The organism is Bradyrhizobium iriomotense, assembly GCF_030160715.1.
In the GTDB taxonomy this organism is placed as follows: domain Bacteria; phylum Pseudomonadota; class Alphaproteobacteria; order Rhizobiales; family Xanthobacteraceae; genus Bradyrhizobium; species Bradyrhizobium iriomotense.
Genome location: NZ_BSOW01000034.1, coordinates 37893 through 52546, shown reverse-complemented (window position 1 = coordinate 52546; position 14654 = coordinate 37893). Strand labels below are relative to the sequence as shown.

Below are 14654 nucleotides of genomic sequence, written 5' to 3'. Positions count from 1 at the left end.
CGAATTGCGGGAATTCGGCCTCTGCGGGCAGAATCCGGGTGCGGCCGGGCTTCCCCTGGGGGCCGGCATGGCCTATTTACGCTGCAACGCAAAATTCCCTCGAAGACCTCATGATCCGCCTCGACAACGTCAGCAAGCAAGCCGGCCACCAGATCCTGTTCATCGAAGCCTCCGCCGCCCTCAACAAGGGCGAAAAGATCGGCCTTGTCGGCCCGAACGGTGCGGGCAAGACCACCCTGTTTCGGATGATCTCCGGCGAGGAACTGCCCGACGAGGGACAGGTCTCGACCGATCGCGGCATCACTATCGGCTATTTCAACCAGGACGTCGGCGAGATGAGCGGCCGCAGCGCCGTGGCCGAGGTGATGAACGGCGCAGGCCCCGTCAGCGAAGTCGCGGCCGAGCTGCGTGAGCTCGAGGCTGCGATGGCCGACCCTGACAAGGCCGACCAGATGGACGAGATCATCGCGCGTTACGGCGAGGTCCAGCACGCCTTCGAAGAGCTCGACGGCTACGCGCTCGATGGCCGGGCGCGTGAAGCATTGTCCGGTCTCGGTTTCAGCCAGGAGATGATGGACGGTGACGTCGGCAAGCTCTCGGGTGGCTGGAAAATGCGCGTGGCGCTGGCGCGTATTCTCCTGATGCGTCCCGACGTCATGCTGCTCGACGAGCCGAGCAACCATCTGGATCTCGAAAGCCTGATCTGGCTGGAGAAATTCCTGCACGACTATGAAGGCACGCTGCTGATGACCTCGCATGACCGCGAGTTCATCAACCGCGTGATCTCCAAGGTGATCGAGATCGATAGCGGCTCGCTCACGACCTACACCGGCGATTACGAATTCTACGAGCAGCAGCGCGCGCTGAACGAGAAGCAGCAGCAGGCCCAGTTCGAGCGCCAGCAGGCGATGCTGGCCAAGGAGATCAAGTTCATCGAGCGCTTCAAGGCGCGTGCGTCTCATGCCGCGCAGGTTCAGAGCCGGGTGAAGAAGCTCGACAAGATCGAGCGGGTCGAGCCGCCGCGGCGCCGCCAGACGGTTGCGTTCGACTTTCTGCCGGCCCCGCGCTCGGGCGAGGACGTCGTGGCGCTGAAGAACGTCCACAAGGGTTACGGCAGCAAGCGTATCTACGACGGGCTCGATTTCATGATCCGCCGCCGCGAGCGCTGGTGCGTGATGGGCGTCAACGGCGCCGGCAAGTCGACCTTGCTCAAGCTCGTGGCCGGTGCGAGCGATCCCGATCAGGGCACCGTGGCGCTGGGGGGCAGCGTCAAGATGGGGTATTTCGCGCAGCACGCGATGGACCTGCTCGACGGCGACCGCACCGTGTTCCAGTCGCTGGAGGACGCGTTCCCGACCGCGGGGCAGGGGTCGCTGCGCGCGCTCGCCGGCTGCTTCGGTTTCTCCGGCGACGACGTCGAGAAGCGCTGCCGCGTGCTCTCGGGTGGCGAGAAGGCACGCCTTGTGATGGCAAAGATGCTGTTCGACCCGCCGAACTTCCTGGTGCTGGACGAGCCGACCAACCATCTCGATCTCGCCACCAAGGAGATGCTGATCACGGCGCTGTCGGATTTCGAGGGCACCATGCTGTTCGTCTCGCACGACCGGCACTTCCTCAGTGTTCTCTCCAACCGCGTGCTGGAGCTGACGCCGGAGGGCATCCACCAATATGGTGGCGGCTACACTGAATACGTCGCGCGCACGGGGCAGGAAGCGCCGGGATTGCGGTCGTAGGAGAGCGCAATCTCGCGGCCTATTGGATGCGGCCTTATCGCCCGTGGACACGCCCCGGCGGCACCTGACGCGGCTGCGGCGAATATGGGTTGGCGAAGCACGTCGCTGAGAGTCCCGACGCCGTCGCCCTGCACTGTTCCAAGGATGTATAGCTGCAGTCTATGGCGGTGGCGCCGGCCTCCCCCCACTTCTGTAGGCAAACCGGATATTGGGAATCGTAGCGTTGGGCCGTGGCCGGGGCGACAGCCAGGATCGCCGTGAATGCCAGGACTATCCGGCGAAGCATGCGCATCGCAATCTCGTTCCAGCCGGCGCCATAGAACAGGACACCGCCGACCCGCGCAAGGTGCACTTGGCCGCGCTCAAGAAGAAGTGCGTGATCGGCCAACGTAGACGATCTTCGATCGTCACGGCGAACAAGCAGGGACTAAGTGCATCGATAGCGAACGGCGTGACGACCGAGGATGCGTGGGCGTTTGAGATGCCATGCGGTCTCGCAGCTTGAACGTCCACGGAGCGCTCGCTACGTTCGCTCCCGCTTTTGGAATGCGGGAGTTTAAGAGATGGGCGGCTTGGTGATCACGGGCGGGCGGGTGGTCGATCCGGCCAGCGGGATGGACGCCGTTGGCGATGTGGCGGTCATGGACGGCCGGATCGCCGCGGTCGGCACTTCCCTTGGCGGCGCCGAGCGGACGATCGATGCGACCGGCCTCGTGGTGGCGCCCGGCTTCATCGACCTGCATGCGCATGGCCAGTCGATCCCCGCCGATCGCATGCAGGCGTTCGACGGCGTGACGACGACGCTGGACCTCGAGGCTGGTGTGCTCCCTGTCGCTGCCTGGTATCGCAGGCAGGCGGCGAAGGGACGCGTGCTCAATTACGGCGCCTCCACCAACTGGGCCTTCGCGCGCATCGGCGCGATGACGGGCTCCAACTCGGAAAGCTCGCTGGAGGCGTTCGGCAATGCCATGCGCGATCGCCGCTGGATCGACAACGTGGCGAGCGACACCGAGGTGGGCGGCATCCTCGATCGCCTCGCGGGTGGGCTCAATGAAGGCGGCATCGGCATCGGCATCCTCAACGCCTACGCCCCGGGCGCCGGCGTGCAGGAGCTCACAGCGGTTTGCCAGCTGGCGGCCACCCATGACGTGCCGACCTTCACCCACGTCGCCTTCATGTCGCGCGTCGATCCGGAAAGCGCGGCCGAGGCCTATATCCGCCTGATCGGCTATGCCGGCGCCACCGGCGCGCATATGCACATCTGCCACTTCAACTCCTCCAGCAAGACCGACATTGAGCGTTGCGTGAAGCTGGTCGCCAAGGCACAGTCGCAGGGACTTCCGATCACGGTCGAGGCCTACCCTTACGGCACTGGCTCGACAGTGCTCGCGGCCGCGTTTTTCAGTGACCCCGAATTCGTGGCGCGCAACGGCACGGGCTACGACTCCGTGCAGCGGGTCGCCGACGGCCGGCGCTTCCGCGACCGGGAGGAGCTGCTTGCGGCGCAGGCTGCGGAGCCCTCCACGCTGGTGCTCTGGCACATCCTCGATATCGAGAACAACGCGCACCACCGCGATCTCCTGGACATGTCGGTGCTGTATCCCGGCGGCGCGATCGCGTCCGACGCCATGCCCTGGACGCTCTCCGATGGCCGCACCTACACCGGCGATGCCTGGCCGCTGCCCAAGGACGCCACGTCGCATCCGCGCTCGGCCGGCTGCTTCACGCGCTTCATCCGCGAGTGGGTGCGGGAGCGCCGCGCCGTGTCGCTGCTGGAAGGCATCCGCAAATGCGCGCTGATCCCGGCGCAGATTCTCGAGCACAGCACGCCCGCGATGCGTGCCAAGGGACGGCTCGCAGCCGGCACTGACGCCGACATCGTGGTGTTCGACTACGAGACGCTGACCGACCGGGCGGAATTCTCGGCGATGAATCGTGCGGCGGAGGGCGTCCGCCATCTCGTGGTGAGCGGTCATCCGCTGATCACCGATGGTGTGCTGGATGTGACGGCACGGCCCGGACGGCCGGTTCGCCGGCCCGTTGCCGAGGGCTGAAGCATGCCCGTCCCGGTTCTGCTCGTCGCCGGCTTCCTCGGGGCGGGCAAGACCACGGTCGTGAACCATTTGCTGGCGCACGCCGACGGGCGGCGGATCGCCGCCGTCGTCAATGATTTCGGCGCGATCAACATCGATGCCGAGCTGATCACCGGCGCCGCCGACGGCGTGGTGAGCCTCGCCAATGGCTGCATCTGCTGCTCGCTGGAAGGCGATCTCCTGCGCACGCTTGCCGCGCTGCTGCGGCGTGATCCGCGCCCGGACGTCATCGTGATCGAAACCAGCGGCGTGGCCGATCCGGCGGACGTCGTGCGCAATTTGATGGATCCGCTGATCTTTCGCGAAGCGCCGCTGGAAACCGTGCTGTGCGTGGTGGACGCAACCATGCAGGTGGCCATGCTGGACGACGCTTTGCTGCGATCTCAAATGCGGACAGCCGATTTGATCGCGCTCAGCAAGGTGGATCTGGCCGATGCGGCCGGCGCAACGCAGATGCGCGATGCCATCCGCGCGATTCGCCCCTCAGCCGTCCTGGTCGATGCTGTCCAGGGCGAAGTGCCCGCGGCGTTGCTGTTTGCGCCCGACGTCGATCGCGTCGCCGCGCCGCGCGAGCCGGGACCGAAACGGCCGGCCGCCGAGCGGTTCGAGACCATGAGCTGGGCGGCGGACAGGCCGGTGTCGCTGCCGCGGTTGCAGGCGGCGATCGGCCAGCTCGCGCCAAAACTGGCGCGGGCAAAGGGGCTGTTCGAGACTGTCGAGCAGCCCGGACGGGTGACGGTGTTTCAACTCGCTGGCGGCCGGGCGACGCTGGCCGCGGGCGGGACGATGGCCGAGGGGACACCGCGCACGCGGATCGTCTTCGTTGCCGAGATCGGCGTCCTCTCGCGTGCGGAGATCGATCGGATCATGGAAGGCTGCATCGACGCCGGCGCGGCGTGAGAGCCTTCGACGACGTTTCAAGGAGTAGCCGCTCCAAAGCAAGATACGCCCGCGCGAGCGGGCGTATCGGGATCGAAAGCTAAAGCATGATCCGGAAAAGTGTGAAACGGTTTTCCGAAAAGATCATGCGCAAACAACAACCTAAAGCGCGATGATGATTCATCCTAATCTCATCGCGCTTTAGTTGCGCCGCGCTTTAAGCGCTGGTCTCGCACTTCTTCATGAAGCTGTTCTTGGCGGCACCGGCGAGCGGCTTGCCGTCCGAGCCAACGGCCTTGGCCGAGCAGGTGTCCACCTTGCACTTCTTCATGAACGATGTCTTGGCGGCACCCGCTAGAGGCTTGCCGTCCGAGCCGACCGCTTTGGTTGCGCACGTGTCTTCCGCGAAGGCCGAACCGGCTGCGAAGGTGGCGACGACGGCAGCCAGGAAAATCCGCTTCATCATGGGTGTCTCCCTAAACAATGGTTCGGGAATTGGAACTCCGAATCGTGGCGCAATCAAGCAGGATCAGCGCGCGGCCTGGCAATCGCTTCAATTTTTCCAGCGGGCAACCGTAGCAATCGCCTTGGCCTGCACGTCGTTCAACGCCGCCTGGTTCGCGGCGACCGACTGATGTCGCGGCAGGGGATCGTCGAAATCATGGGTCGCGCCGGGATAGACCGTGACGTCGACCTTGGTGCCGGCCTGGCGCGCCCGGTCGGCGGCCTGCTGGCAGAATGCGGGCGACACCTCCTCATCATTGGCGCCCAGGAACATGGCGATCGGCGCGGTCGTCGAGATCGTCGGCTGCAACAGCGCCTTCGGCCCGCACCCCGGATAGAACGCGAGTGCGCCGCGAAAGCCGGTTGCCAGGTTTGCGCCTTGGCGGATCATCACGTTTAGCGCGGTGCTGCCGCCGTTCGACCAGCCCTGGAGGAATATCTGGTTGCCGATCACATCGCCGCGGCTGCGCAAATAGGCAAGCGCCCCCTCGGCATCGAGCGGGCGCACGGTCTTCTCATTGACGTCGTCGCGGTCGGGATCGTCATGGGTGAAGCGGCCGAAACCGTACGCCTTGCCGCGCGGCCCAAAACTGTCCGGCAATAGCGCGAGATAGCCGCGCGCTGCCCAGTACTCGCCCCACATCGCGTGCCGTTTCGACAGGGTCGTGGCGTTGCAGGGCGAGGAGACCTTGGGGCCCACGACGGTGCAGTCCGCGTTGACGTTGCTGGAATAGGGCCCGCCGCGGCCGTGCAGCAGCACGATGGCGGGAGCGGGACCCGCCTTCGGCGGCCGGAACAAATAGCCGACGAGCTGCGTGCGGCCGTCGGCGCTGCGGAAATAGACCGTCTCTGCTGCGGCTGCCGCATCGGAGATCAGCCATATCGAGGTGATCGCGGCCAAGACAATACGGGTGAAATGGGCTGGCATGCTCGTCGGAAGCGCTGGTCTGCCGGCAGAAGACACCCGCGGAGACGAAGATGCAACTCCGCTTGTTGCACCGCGCGCTGACCGGTTGCCGCAAACCTGTTAGCCTCGTTCATAATCCAGCAGGAACGGAGCATTGCGATGGACGCCCCGACAGGCCCGCAAACCGCCGACCGGCATTCCCACCTGGTTCAACCCGAGATCATGGACTGGCAGAAAACGCGCTTTCCGGGCTGCGAGGCCAAGACATTGCTGTTCGATCGCAGCACGGGACTGATGACGGCCCTGATGCGGTTTGCGCCGGGGGCGGTGCTGCCCGATCACGAGCATGTCGGCATCGAGCAGAGCTACGTGATCGAAGGCGCGCTCGTCGACAAGGAGGGGCCCGCCAAGGGCATCGCGTGCGGGGCCGGCGAGTTTATCTGGCGCGAAGCCGGCAGCCGTCACGCCGCCTGGTGCCCGGAGGGCGCGCTGATCCTTGCGATATTCCAGGTGCCCAACAGGTTCTTCGAAGCCGACGGCCGGGTGGTCGATGCCAGCGGCCAGGACTGGGACGAGGCCTGGGGCCACACGGCTGCGCAGCGGGCGCGGCGCAGCTAGCCGCGCTTCACGCACCGCGAGCGAGCAATGCCTTGAAATCGGCACGCGCGCGCTGTGCCTCGAGGCGCGCGGTCTCGGAGGCTTCCCCCATGCTGAAATAGCCGTGGATCAGGCCGGCGCCCTCGTGGTGCCTGACGGGCACGCCGGCGGCTTCGAGGGCCCGCGCATAGGCCGCGCCCTCGTCGCGCAGCGGATCGAACCAGGCGGTCGTAACCACGGCCGGCGCGACACCGGCGAGTGATTTGGCTCGCAGCGGCGAGACGCGCCAGTCCTGCGCGTGGCCGGGCTCGGCGAGATAATGGGCGGCGAACCATTCCATCACTGCGCGCGACAGGAAATAGCCCTCCGCGTTTTCGGCGCGCGAGGGAAAGCGCGCGTTCTCGGTCGTATCAGCATAATTGCCGACCGCGTCGGTCGCGGGATAGACCAACAACTGTCCGGCGAGTCCGATGCCTGCGTCGCGGCAGGCAATTGCGGTGGCTGCTGCGAGATTGCCGCCGGCGCTATCACCGGCGACGCCGACGCGCTTCAAGTCGCAGCCAAATTCCGCGATGCGGTCAAACACGTCACGTGCTGAGGCAAACGCATCCTCGAATGCGCCGGGAAAGCGCGTCTCCGGGGGGCGTCGATAATCGATGGAGATCACGACCGCGCCGGTCTCGATCGCGAGGAATCGCGCCTGCCGGTCGTGAGTGTCGAGATCGCCTGCAACCCAGCCGCCGCCGTGGAAGAAGATGACCGTCGGCGATGGGGCCGAGCCGACGCGATAAACGCGCGCAGCGAGCGCTCCGGCGCCGCCCTTCACCTCGATATCACGGACCTCGTCCACGGGCGGCGGCGGCACGGCGGCGCGCGCGGCAGCGAGTGCACGCAGGGACTCGCGGGCGCTTTGCGGTGTCATCGTCGCGGGATCGCGCAGCGGCAGCGTCGGGATGATCTGGGCAATGACGGGATCGAGCGGTGCGGCCATCGGCGGGTCTTTCGAGGGTTCTTGCGAGGGTTCTTGGTTTTGCTTGCGCGCTAGCATAGGTTTCGACCGCCGCGTGGGCAACATGCGGCCGCGTCATGCCGAATTGCGTGGCGCGGAAAGCAGGAGAGGCAGGGGGAACAGGTGGATTTCGAAACGCTGGTGCAGTCCCGTCGCAGCGTGCGCGGTTTCAAGCAGGACCCGGTGCCGCGTGCAGTGATCGAGGCGATCATCGATGTGGCCAAGCGCGCGCCGTCCTCGATGAACACCCAGCCCTGGCACGTTCATGTGCTCACCGGCGCGCCGCTCGAACAGGTACGCCGACGCAACATGCAAGAGATGGTCGCCGGCGCCAAGGTCAAGCGCGACATCGTCAGCCATGGCGAGTATCAGGGCATTCATCGCACGCGGCAGGTCGACATCGCCAAGAAATTATTCGGCGCGATGGGGATCGCGCGCGACGACAAGCCGATGCGGCAGGATTGGGTGCTGCGCGGCTTCCGCCAGTTCGATGCGCCGGTCTCGCTGGTGCTCACCTATGACCGCGTGCTCGATCCCGGCGCAGTCTGCCATTTCGATCTCGGCGCGCTCTGCTACGGCATCGTGCTTGCGGCATGGGATCGCGGTCTCGGTTCTGTCATCAACGGGCAGGGCATCATGCGCTCCGACATCGTGCGCGAGGTAGCCGACATCCCCGACGACGAGGTCATCATGACCTGCGTCGCGATGGGATATCCGGATGACACGTTTGCCGCCAATGCCGTGCGGTCCGATCGGGAGGAGAACAGCGAGTTCGTACGCTTCGTCGGATTTGCCGACTGAAGCTCGTGCACTCCGGACGCGCATTGCCGCTTGCTCGGAGAAAAATCTTCTGCCGAAATATTTGGTGCGGACTCCCAACCGGCTCTTGCAATCTCGACTCGTCAGGAGGAACAATAAGCGCGGTGAAAGGTTTGTTGCTGGCGCGAGGGAATCGACATGCGGCGGCTGGCTAGCCTGGTGCGATGGTTGTTCGGGCCGCGAGTGCGGTATCCGGTTGATGATGATCCAAGTCTCCCCTTCACCCCCGAGGAATTTGGCCGGCTGATCAGCAGCGGCAAGCGCGATGACATGAAACGGTTGGCAGAGGGATTGGCGTGCCCGTCGATCCCGCGCCGCGCCAAATACCGCGCGACGCACTAAGGCCGACGCTTTGAGGTCGGCGCGTTGAAAGCGCCGATGCGCGATCAGCGGGTCAGCGCGACCTGCTTGAATGAGGCGACCAGCGCCTTTTCCAGCTTGCCCTGCATTCCCAGGAGAATGCCGTAGGCCTCTTCGCGCGGCATGGTCGGTCTGTACGACCGGTGCTCGATCAGCGCCGCGAAGATGTCGGAGATGGTGAGAATTCGAACGACATCCGTGATGCTGTCGGCGCAAAGCGCGTCCGGATATCCGCTGCCGTCGAGATATTCGTGGTGATGACGTACCGCATCGAGGATCTCGGGCGAGATGTTGGCATAATCCTTCAGAACCTCGTATCCGGCGACCGGATGGGTCTCGATCAGCGTGCGCTCATTGGCGTCGAGGCGCCCCGGCTTGTCGAGGATCGTCAGCGGAATCTTCGCCTTGCCAATGTCGTGAAACATGGCCGCGGAGTACAGCCGTTCGAGGTCATCTTTCCGGACGCCAAGACTCAGCCCGAAATCAATGGCGATGCCGGTGACGAGCAGGCAATGCTGGTAGGTTCCCTCGTGATGGCGCCGCACAGTCGTGAGCCATTCCGACAGGCCGTGCTCGGCGATGCGGTTGGCGATCTTGCTGCCGGCCTCCTTCGTTCCATCGACGTCGATGGTCTCGCCGAGCATGACCGAGCTGAACATCGCGCCGATGGCGGTCGCGGCCGCCTCGACGGCATCGTCCGGTTGCGATTGGCCATCGGCGGATGTGGCATCCGGGTTTGGCGACCCGAATAGAGCCGCCAGGAGCTTGGTCTGATTGGGCACGCCCGGCAGGACGTGCGTGGCGCCGAGGGCGTATGCCTGCGAGATGCAAACGTGCGTAGGCGGCTCGACCAGGAAGATGCGTTTGCTCGCCTTGGCCAGCCGCGCAGCCCGTTTCTTCAGCGCAGCGATGTTGTCGACGTCGCGAAGGTCCGCCCGCACGACGACCGCAAGCGGCGAGTGCGGCAGCCGTGCCTCGGCATCGAGCCGTTCGCCCGCCACGGCGAATTTCCGTTCGACGATCGAGCAAACCCCGGACAGCTTGTCGGAACTGTCGGCCAGCACATGCACGAATGAGGAAGCCGCCCGGGGCTCCGGGGCGCTGCTTTCCGCTTTGACTGGCACGACGAGGCGGGTACCTGGCACGACTGTGACTTTCGGCGACGGCTACTTGCCCGTGGTCTTCTGCGTCGCCTGTTCGTTGTCGGCCTTCGCTGGTCCTTTCTTGCTTCCCGTCTTGATGAAGTGGATCCCCGCCATGGTTCCGTCGATCCAGACCAGTTCGCAGCGGCGGTAGGCGAGGCCCGTCGAGGACAGCAGCATGAAGAATTCCCTCGCTTGCAGCACGTCGAGGGTGCCTTCGACCTCGATCTTGGCGCCGCTGTCCGAAACATCAAGCAGCACGCAGGAGCGGCGCCAGGTGCCGTCGGCCCCCATCAGATTGACGGGCTGCTTGTGATCCATCCGAACGCGGTGTGCTTTGCGACCATCGAATTTCATCGGTTGGCTCCCGATTTCACACGGTTGTTGTTATTGTCCGCGGTAGCGGCGCCGGCGCTCGCGGCCATTTCGCCCCAGCGCACCGTCCATTGGCTTGTCGAAAGATAGAGCTCGTCGAACAGCTTTTGGGCGCGCTCGCGCTGTTGGTAGGAAAGGCGCGGGCCGCCGCGATTGCAGAGAATGGCGAGCGTGGTCTGCCAGTTCAGGCGGGAGGCGCGGCAAGCCATGACCAGTGCTTCGCAATCCTCGTCTGCGATGATTTTTTCAATCACGTCGATCGGCGCACCCGACAGCACCGAGAGTGAGGCGATCAGATTGGCCGCCTCGCCGCGAACGGCGAAACGGTTGATGGTTGAATCGTTGAGCTTGCCGACGCGGTTGAGCGCAACGACGGAGAGCCGCGCTTCCGAATAGTCGATGGATGACGGCAGCTTCGGCCGTGCCGCAGCTGGCGTCGGAGACAGCACGGTCTCGATCCGCTCGCGCAAGGCGGGGGCGGCGGCATCAAGTATGGAGGCTCTGGCATCGGGTTTCAGCCTGGGGAAGAGCCCGCGAACAACCTTGTCGGGCGTGTCGGGCCGGAATGCCAGCGCCCTTGCGATCTCGCCGTCATGTTCGGCCCTGGCGATCAGCATGGCATAGCCCGCCTCGGAAAACGTGGCGCCCGGATTGCTCACGAGTGCGCGACCGACATTCTTGCCGCCACGCTTGAGCAGGATCCCCGTCAGGGCCGGATCAAGCGGGCTCCTTCCGGCGATCGCCAGCAGATGCTGCTCGCCGCGTGATGTCGCGATCGCCTCCAGGTCGCTCGCCGAAATGGTGCGCGATTTGAGAAGGAGCGGGCCCGCAACCATGGGGTCATCATGGAAGGCAAGACGGCGCGACGTTTCCCTCGGGGCCAAGCTTAGTTCGACCAGCGCAGTGCTGAGCTGCGTGAGCGCCTTCGGCTCGATGCGTTCCGCAATGCGAAGCAGGACCTCGTCCAGCGCACTGATCTCCGGCTCCTGAAGACGATCGCGACCTGCAACGAGCAGGTCGGTTGTTTGACGGAGCATGCGGACACGACGCTCGTAGGCGCAACCTGCAATGGCGCTCTCGAGCTCGGCAACAATATCCGCAGGCAAAATGGCATTCATGGCGGGCCTGGTCCGCTAAAAAACGACAGTGTTTCTACGGGCTCAATTGCGCGCCAAAGTTGTTAAACATGCGTTATAGTGAAGGGACGCGACGGTGCTATCGCACCGTTATTTCAATTTGAATCGATATCGAAATTCGGCAAACTCGCCCGCGAGATTGTCTCTCGGTGTGGGTTTTTTTGCGCGCAGGCAAGCGCGCCAGGCAGAACCCAAGATACGATTGAGCGCGTGACCAAATCGGGTGACGGTTGTGGAATTGCTTTCTTGATTCGCGATGAATGACATTTGGGGCGCCGACGTTGGGGCCAAAGATATTTCGATTCAGCGACGTTGATGAGTTCCGCAGTTCGATACGAACACTGGACTTGGAATTCACGCCGCTCGTGCGGAAGATCGCGGCCGAGCAGACCATCCTGAATCTGCCGGGCTGCGACGTCAATTTCACGAAGTCCTTTCCACGTATCGTGGATGCGCAGCTCGTGAAGAACTGCACTGCGGTCGGCTTCACAATGGACGACCACGAGGTTCCCATCCGTTTCAACGGGGCGCAGCGGGATCGGACGGCCATCGTCATCGGCGGCGGTGGCGCTGCCTACAACACCGTCGAGGAGGTGGAGCGGCAATTCGCCTCGGTGATGTTCACGCCGGAGGTGAGCGGGCGCGGCTGGCCGGAGACGAGAGCGAATTTCCGGATTTATGAAACGAGCGCGCTGGCGCTGAGCTGGCTGCGCAGGCTGATCAGTGAGGTGATAACGGCTGCCTCGGAACCCGTCGATGCCGTCGAATGGCCGATGAAGGCATCGGCGATGAGAGAATCCCTCCTTGCCGGGATCGACGCGGCGTTCGAAGGCATATTGCCTGCGCGCTGGACCGCGCGAGCCAACAACGAGCAGCATTTCAGGACGTTCCAGGACATCCGCGCGCTGCTCATGGACGATCTCGCGCAGCCCATCTACAGCGAGGAGTTGGCCAGGAAGCTCGGCCTGTCCGTGCGCAGCATGCATGACGCGGTCCAGCGCTATCGCGGCATGAGCCTGCATCGCTATCTGCGCCTGCGGCGGCTGTGGCTCGTTCGCAAGCGATTGCTGGCCGGGCCCGAGAGCGTCAAGGCGGCGGCGCTTGCCTTCGGCTTCTGGCACCTCAGCGACTTCTCGAAAAGTTATCGGCATCAGTTCGGCGAAACGCCGTCGCAGACGCTGGAGCGCGCCCGAAAGGCCTGACCTTTCGTCGCGACTTTCGTGAATAGGTCGGCATGACCCTTCATGCTAGGGTGCGCGCATCATGGGCAATCGCATCCTCGTCCTCTACGGCTCCTACCGCTCCGACCGCATGGGCATTCGCCTGGCGCATTTCGTCGTTAACGGCCTGCGGAGCCGCGGCGACGACGTGACTTTCATTGACGCCAAGGCGGTTGGCCTTCCCATGCTCGACCGCATGTACAAGGAACATCCCAAAGGCCAGGCGCCAGAGGTCCTGGAGACGTTGGCCGCGCAGATCCGCGATGCCGACGGTTTCGTGTTCGTCACCGGCGAATACAATTGGGGTGTTCAGCCGGGATTGAAGAACCTCACCGACCATTTTCTCGAGGAATGGTTCTGGCGCCCGGCCGCAATCGTCAGCTACTCGGCCGGTCGCTTCTCCGGCGCACGCGCCGCAACCGCCTGGCACGGCACGCTGTCGGAAATGGGGATGGTGGTGATCTCGAGCACGATCGCGGTCGGTCCGATCGCGCAGACGCTGTCGGCCGAGGGCGAGCCGACGGGCGAGGGCGGCAAGGCTCTGGAACGCTCGTTCCCGCGCTTTGCCGACGATCTCAGCTGGTGGGTTGAGGCTGCCAAGGCACAGCGCGCGCGCAAGCCGCCGCCGTACTAAGGGGCATGATCCCGCGACAAAAGCGGAACGCGTTTATTCGGCCTTCCGGGCCAAGGCTTCGGACAGGATCAATTCGAGTTCCTGCTGGGCGTGATTGAGCGGCTGCGTGCTACGCGCGGCGCGGCACAGCGCGACCGTACCCTCGATGACGGCGACCACCAGGGTGGCGAGTCGGGTTGCGCGCGCCGCCTCAAGGCCCTCTCGCTTGAGCGCCAAGAGCATGACCTGCTGCCAGTCGGTGAAGACGTCATGGGCAAGGTCGAGCAGATGCTGCTGCGTGGCCTCGTCGCGCGTCTCGCCCTTGTCCGATGTCTCGCCGACATAGTGGTCGACGGCGACCGCCAGCACCGGACAGCCGGCCTCGAACTGCGTCGTCTCCAGCCGCCGCCGCCGGGATGTGACGAAGGCGCGAAAGCCGGCGATGACGCCGAGCTCGCTCAGCACCTTGTCCAGCCGCACGGAGACCCGCTGCCCGGCGAAGCGAACGGCCTCGGCAAGGAGTTGCGGCTTGCCGTCCGGAAAGTGGTGACCGATCGAGCCGCGCGGCGTTGCCGTGTGGCGGACGACGTCGCGCATGCTGGTGGCGTTGACGCCGCGCCGGCTCATCAAGTCGGCGGCGCCGGCGATCATCTTGTCGCGGGTGGTTGATGTCATCGGGCAGGTCCAGAATGTCAGTGAAGGTGTATTCTATGACGCTTGACATAGCCAGTCTTGTGTTGAATATGACGCTCGTCATATCGAACAAGAGGTTACCGTGACCATCATCACCGTGACTGCCCTGGAGGGTCGGCTGAGCCTCGCGCAGCGCCGCTTGCTTGCGGAAAGCCTCACCGATGCCGTGCTGGAGCCGGAAGTCGGCCAGCTCGCGCCCGCGGCGCGGCAGGGCTTTCAGGTCCATTTCCGAAGCCTGGCAGCCGACTGCATGGCGATCGGCGGCAAGCTTCTGTCCGACCAGGAGACGCCGCGCGACGTCATGACGGTCAACATCGCCGTGATGAACGCGGCCTGGCCTGCCGAGGTGCGCGCGCAAGTGATCCGCAACGTGCTCGCGCGGCTTGCCGAGGCCTGCGGGATGCAGAAGCCGTCGTCGACCTGGTGGGTCAATTTCGAGATCATCGAGGAGGGAAGCTGGGGTTCGCGCGGCGGCGTGCTGTCGATCCTCGATCTCCTGGACAGCGGCGTGTTCACGCCCGCGCGGATCAAGGCGATCCGCGACGCAAGCGCGCCCGCCAACTGACGACGGAAA

18 protein-coding genes are annotated in these 14654 nt (G+C 64.7%); 10 read left to right on the top strand and 8 right to left on the bottom strand.

Annotated elements, in window-relative coordinates; all coding sequences use genetic code 11:
* The first annotated feature begins 110 nt into the window (after window positions 1-110).
* A complete protein-coding gene (locus tag QQL28_RS36090; protein WP_284273413.1) occupies window positions 111-1733 on the top strand; it encodes an ABC-F family ATP-binding cassette domain-containing protein in 1623 nt (540 codons plus the stop codon).
* Window positions 1734-1767: 34 nt separating this feature from the next.
* Here the strand turns inward: QQL28_RS36090 and QQL28_RS36085 are convergent, their stop codons facing one another.
* The gene (locus tag QQL28_RS36085; RefSeq protein ID WP_348522545.1) at window positions 1768-2019 is read right to left on the bottom strand and encodes a DUF3551 domain-containing protein; all 252 of its coding nucleotides are present in this window, start codon (window positions 2017-2019) and stop codon (window positions 1768-1770) included.
* On the opposite strand from QQL28_RS36085, the gene QQL28_RS36080 reads away from it, so the two are divergent.
* From QQL28_RS36080 to QQL28_RS36070, 3 genes are read left to right on the top strand one after another with little or no spacing between them, the layout of a single operon-like run.
* The gene (locus tag QQL28_RS36080) at window positions 1957-2238 is read left to right on the top strand and encodes a hypothetical protein (protein ID WP_284273486.1); all 282 of its coding nucleotides are present in this window, start codon (window positions 1957-1959) and stop codon (window positions 2236-2238) included. The two genes, QQL28_RS36085 and QQL28_RS36080, sit on opposite strands and share 63 nt — an antisense overlap.
* Window positions 2239-2296: 58 nt before the next feature.
* Entirely contained in the window at window positions 2297-3787 is a 1491-nt protein-coding gene (locus tag QQL28_RS36075) for an amidohydrolase family protein (protein WP_284273412.1), read from the top strand.
* Between the two features lie 3 nt (window positions 3788-3790).
* Entirely contained in the window at window positions 3791-4726 is a 936-nt protein-coding gene (locus QQL28_RS36070) for a CobW family GTP-binding protein (RefSeq protein WP_284273410.1), read from the top strand.
* 196 nt (window positions 4727-4922) lie between these two features.
* Here the strand turns inward: QQL28_RS36070 and QQL28_RS36065 are convergent, their stop codons facing one another.
* A complete protein-coding gene (locus QQL28_RS36065; protein WP_284273408.1) occupies window positions 4923-5171 on the bottom strand; it encodes a hypothetical protein in 249 nt (82 codons plus the stop codon).
* An 87-nt stretch (window positions 5172-5258) separates the two neighbouring features.
* On the bottom strand, window positions 5259-6137 hold the full coding sequence (locus QQL28_RS36060) for a dienelactone hydrolase family protein (RefSeq protein WP_284273406.1): 879 nt from the start codon (window positions 6135-6137) through the stop codon (window positions 5259-5261).
* Window positions 6138-6275: 138 nt separating this feature from the next.
* Here QQL28_RS36060 and QQL28_RS36055 point away from each other — a divergent pair, with 138 nt between their 5' ends.
* Entirely contained in the window at window positions 6276-6734 is a 459-nt protein-coding gene (locus tag QQL28_RS36055) for a cupin domain-containing protein (RefSeq protein WP_284273404.1), read from the top strand.
* Between the two features lie 7 nt (window positions 6735-6741).
* On the opposite strand, the gene QQL28_RS36050 is transcribed toward QQL28_RS36055, so the two are convergent.
* On the bottom strand, window positions 6742-7704 hold the full coding sequence (locus QQL28_RS36050; protein ID WP_284273402.1) for an alpha/beta hydrolase: 963 nt from the start codon (window positions 7702-7704) through the stop codon (window positions 6742-6744).
* A gap of 141 nt (window positions 7705-7845) precedes the next feature.
* Between QQL28_RS36050 and QQL28_RS36045 the strand changes: the two genes are divergently transcribed.
* The gene (locus tag QQL28_RS36045) at window positions 7846-8523 is read left to right on the top strand and encodes a nitroreductase (RefSeq protein ID WP_284273400.1); all 678 of its coding nucleotides are present in this window, start codon (window positions 7846-7848) and stop codon (window positions 8521-8523) included.
* Between the two features lie 156 nt (window positions 8524-8679).
* Window positions 8680-8883 (top strand): hypothetical protein, encoded by a 204-nt coding sequence (locus QQL28_RS36040; RefSeq protein WP_284273398.1) that lies wholly within the window; start codon window positions 8680-8682, stop codon window positions 8881-8883.
* 44 nt (window positions 8884-8927) lie between these two features.
* Here QQL28_RS36040 and QQL28_RS36035 read toward each other — a convergent pair whose 3' ends face one another.
* The 3 genes from QQL28_RS36035 to QQL28_RS36025 form a co-directional block, all read right to left on the bottom strand.
* On the bottom strand, window positions 8928-9971 hold the full coding sequence (locus QQL28_RS36035) for an HD-GYP domain-containing protein (RefSeq protein ID WP_284273396.1): 1044 nt from the start codon (window positions 9969-9971) through the stop codon (window positions 8928-8930).
* Between the two features lie 96 nt (window positions 9972-10067).
* Window positions 10068-10400 (bottom strand): PilZ domain-containing protein, encoded by a 333-nt coding sequence (locus QQL28_RS36030; RefSeq protein WP_284273394.1) that lies wholly within the window; start codon window positions 10398-10400, stop codon window positions 10068-10070.
* On the bottom strand, window positions 10397-11536 hold the full coding sequence (locus tag QQL28_RS36025) for a DUF2336 domain-containing protein (RefSeq protein WP_284273390.1): 1140 nt from the start codon (window positions 11534-11536) through the stop codon (window positions 10397-10399). The genes QQL28_RS36030 and QQL28_RS36025 overlap by 4 nt, the downstream gene beginning before the upstream one ends.
* Window positions 11537-11814: 278 nt before the next feature.
* Between QQL28_RS36025 and QQL28_RS36020 the strand changes: the two genes are divergently transcribed.
* Entirely contained in the window at window positions 11815-12756 is a 942-nt protein-coding gene (locus QQL28_RS36020) for an AraC family transcriptional regulator (RefSeq protein ID WP_284273388.1), read from the top strand.
* A 61-nt stretch (window positions 12757-12817) separates the two neighbouring features.
* A complete protein-coding gene (locus QQL28_RS36015) occupies window positions 12818-13408 on the top strand; it encodes an NADPH-dependent FMN reductase (protein ID WP_284273387.1) in 591 nt (196 codons plus the stop codon).
* 33 nt (window positions 13409-13441) lie between these two features.
* Here the strand turns inward: QQL28_RS36015 and QQL28_RS36010 are convergent, their stop codons facing one another.
* Entirely contained in the window at window positions 13442-14062 is a 621-nt protein-coding gene (locus tag QQL28_RS36010; protein ID WP_284273385.1) for a TetR/AcrR family transcriptional regulator, read from the bottom strand.
* Between the two features lie 100 nt (window positions 14063-14162).
* Between QQL28_RS36010 and QQL28_RS36005 the strand changes: the two genes are divergently transcribed.
* Window positions 14163-14645: a tautomerase family protein gene (locus QQL28_RS36005; RefSeq protein WP_284273383.1), complete on the top strand. Its 483-nt coding sequence runs from the start codon at window positions 14163-14165 to the stop codon at window positions 14643-14645.
* Window positions 14646-14654: the final 9 nt, after the last annotated feature.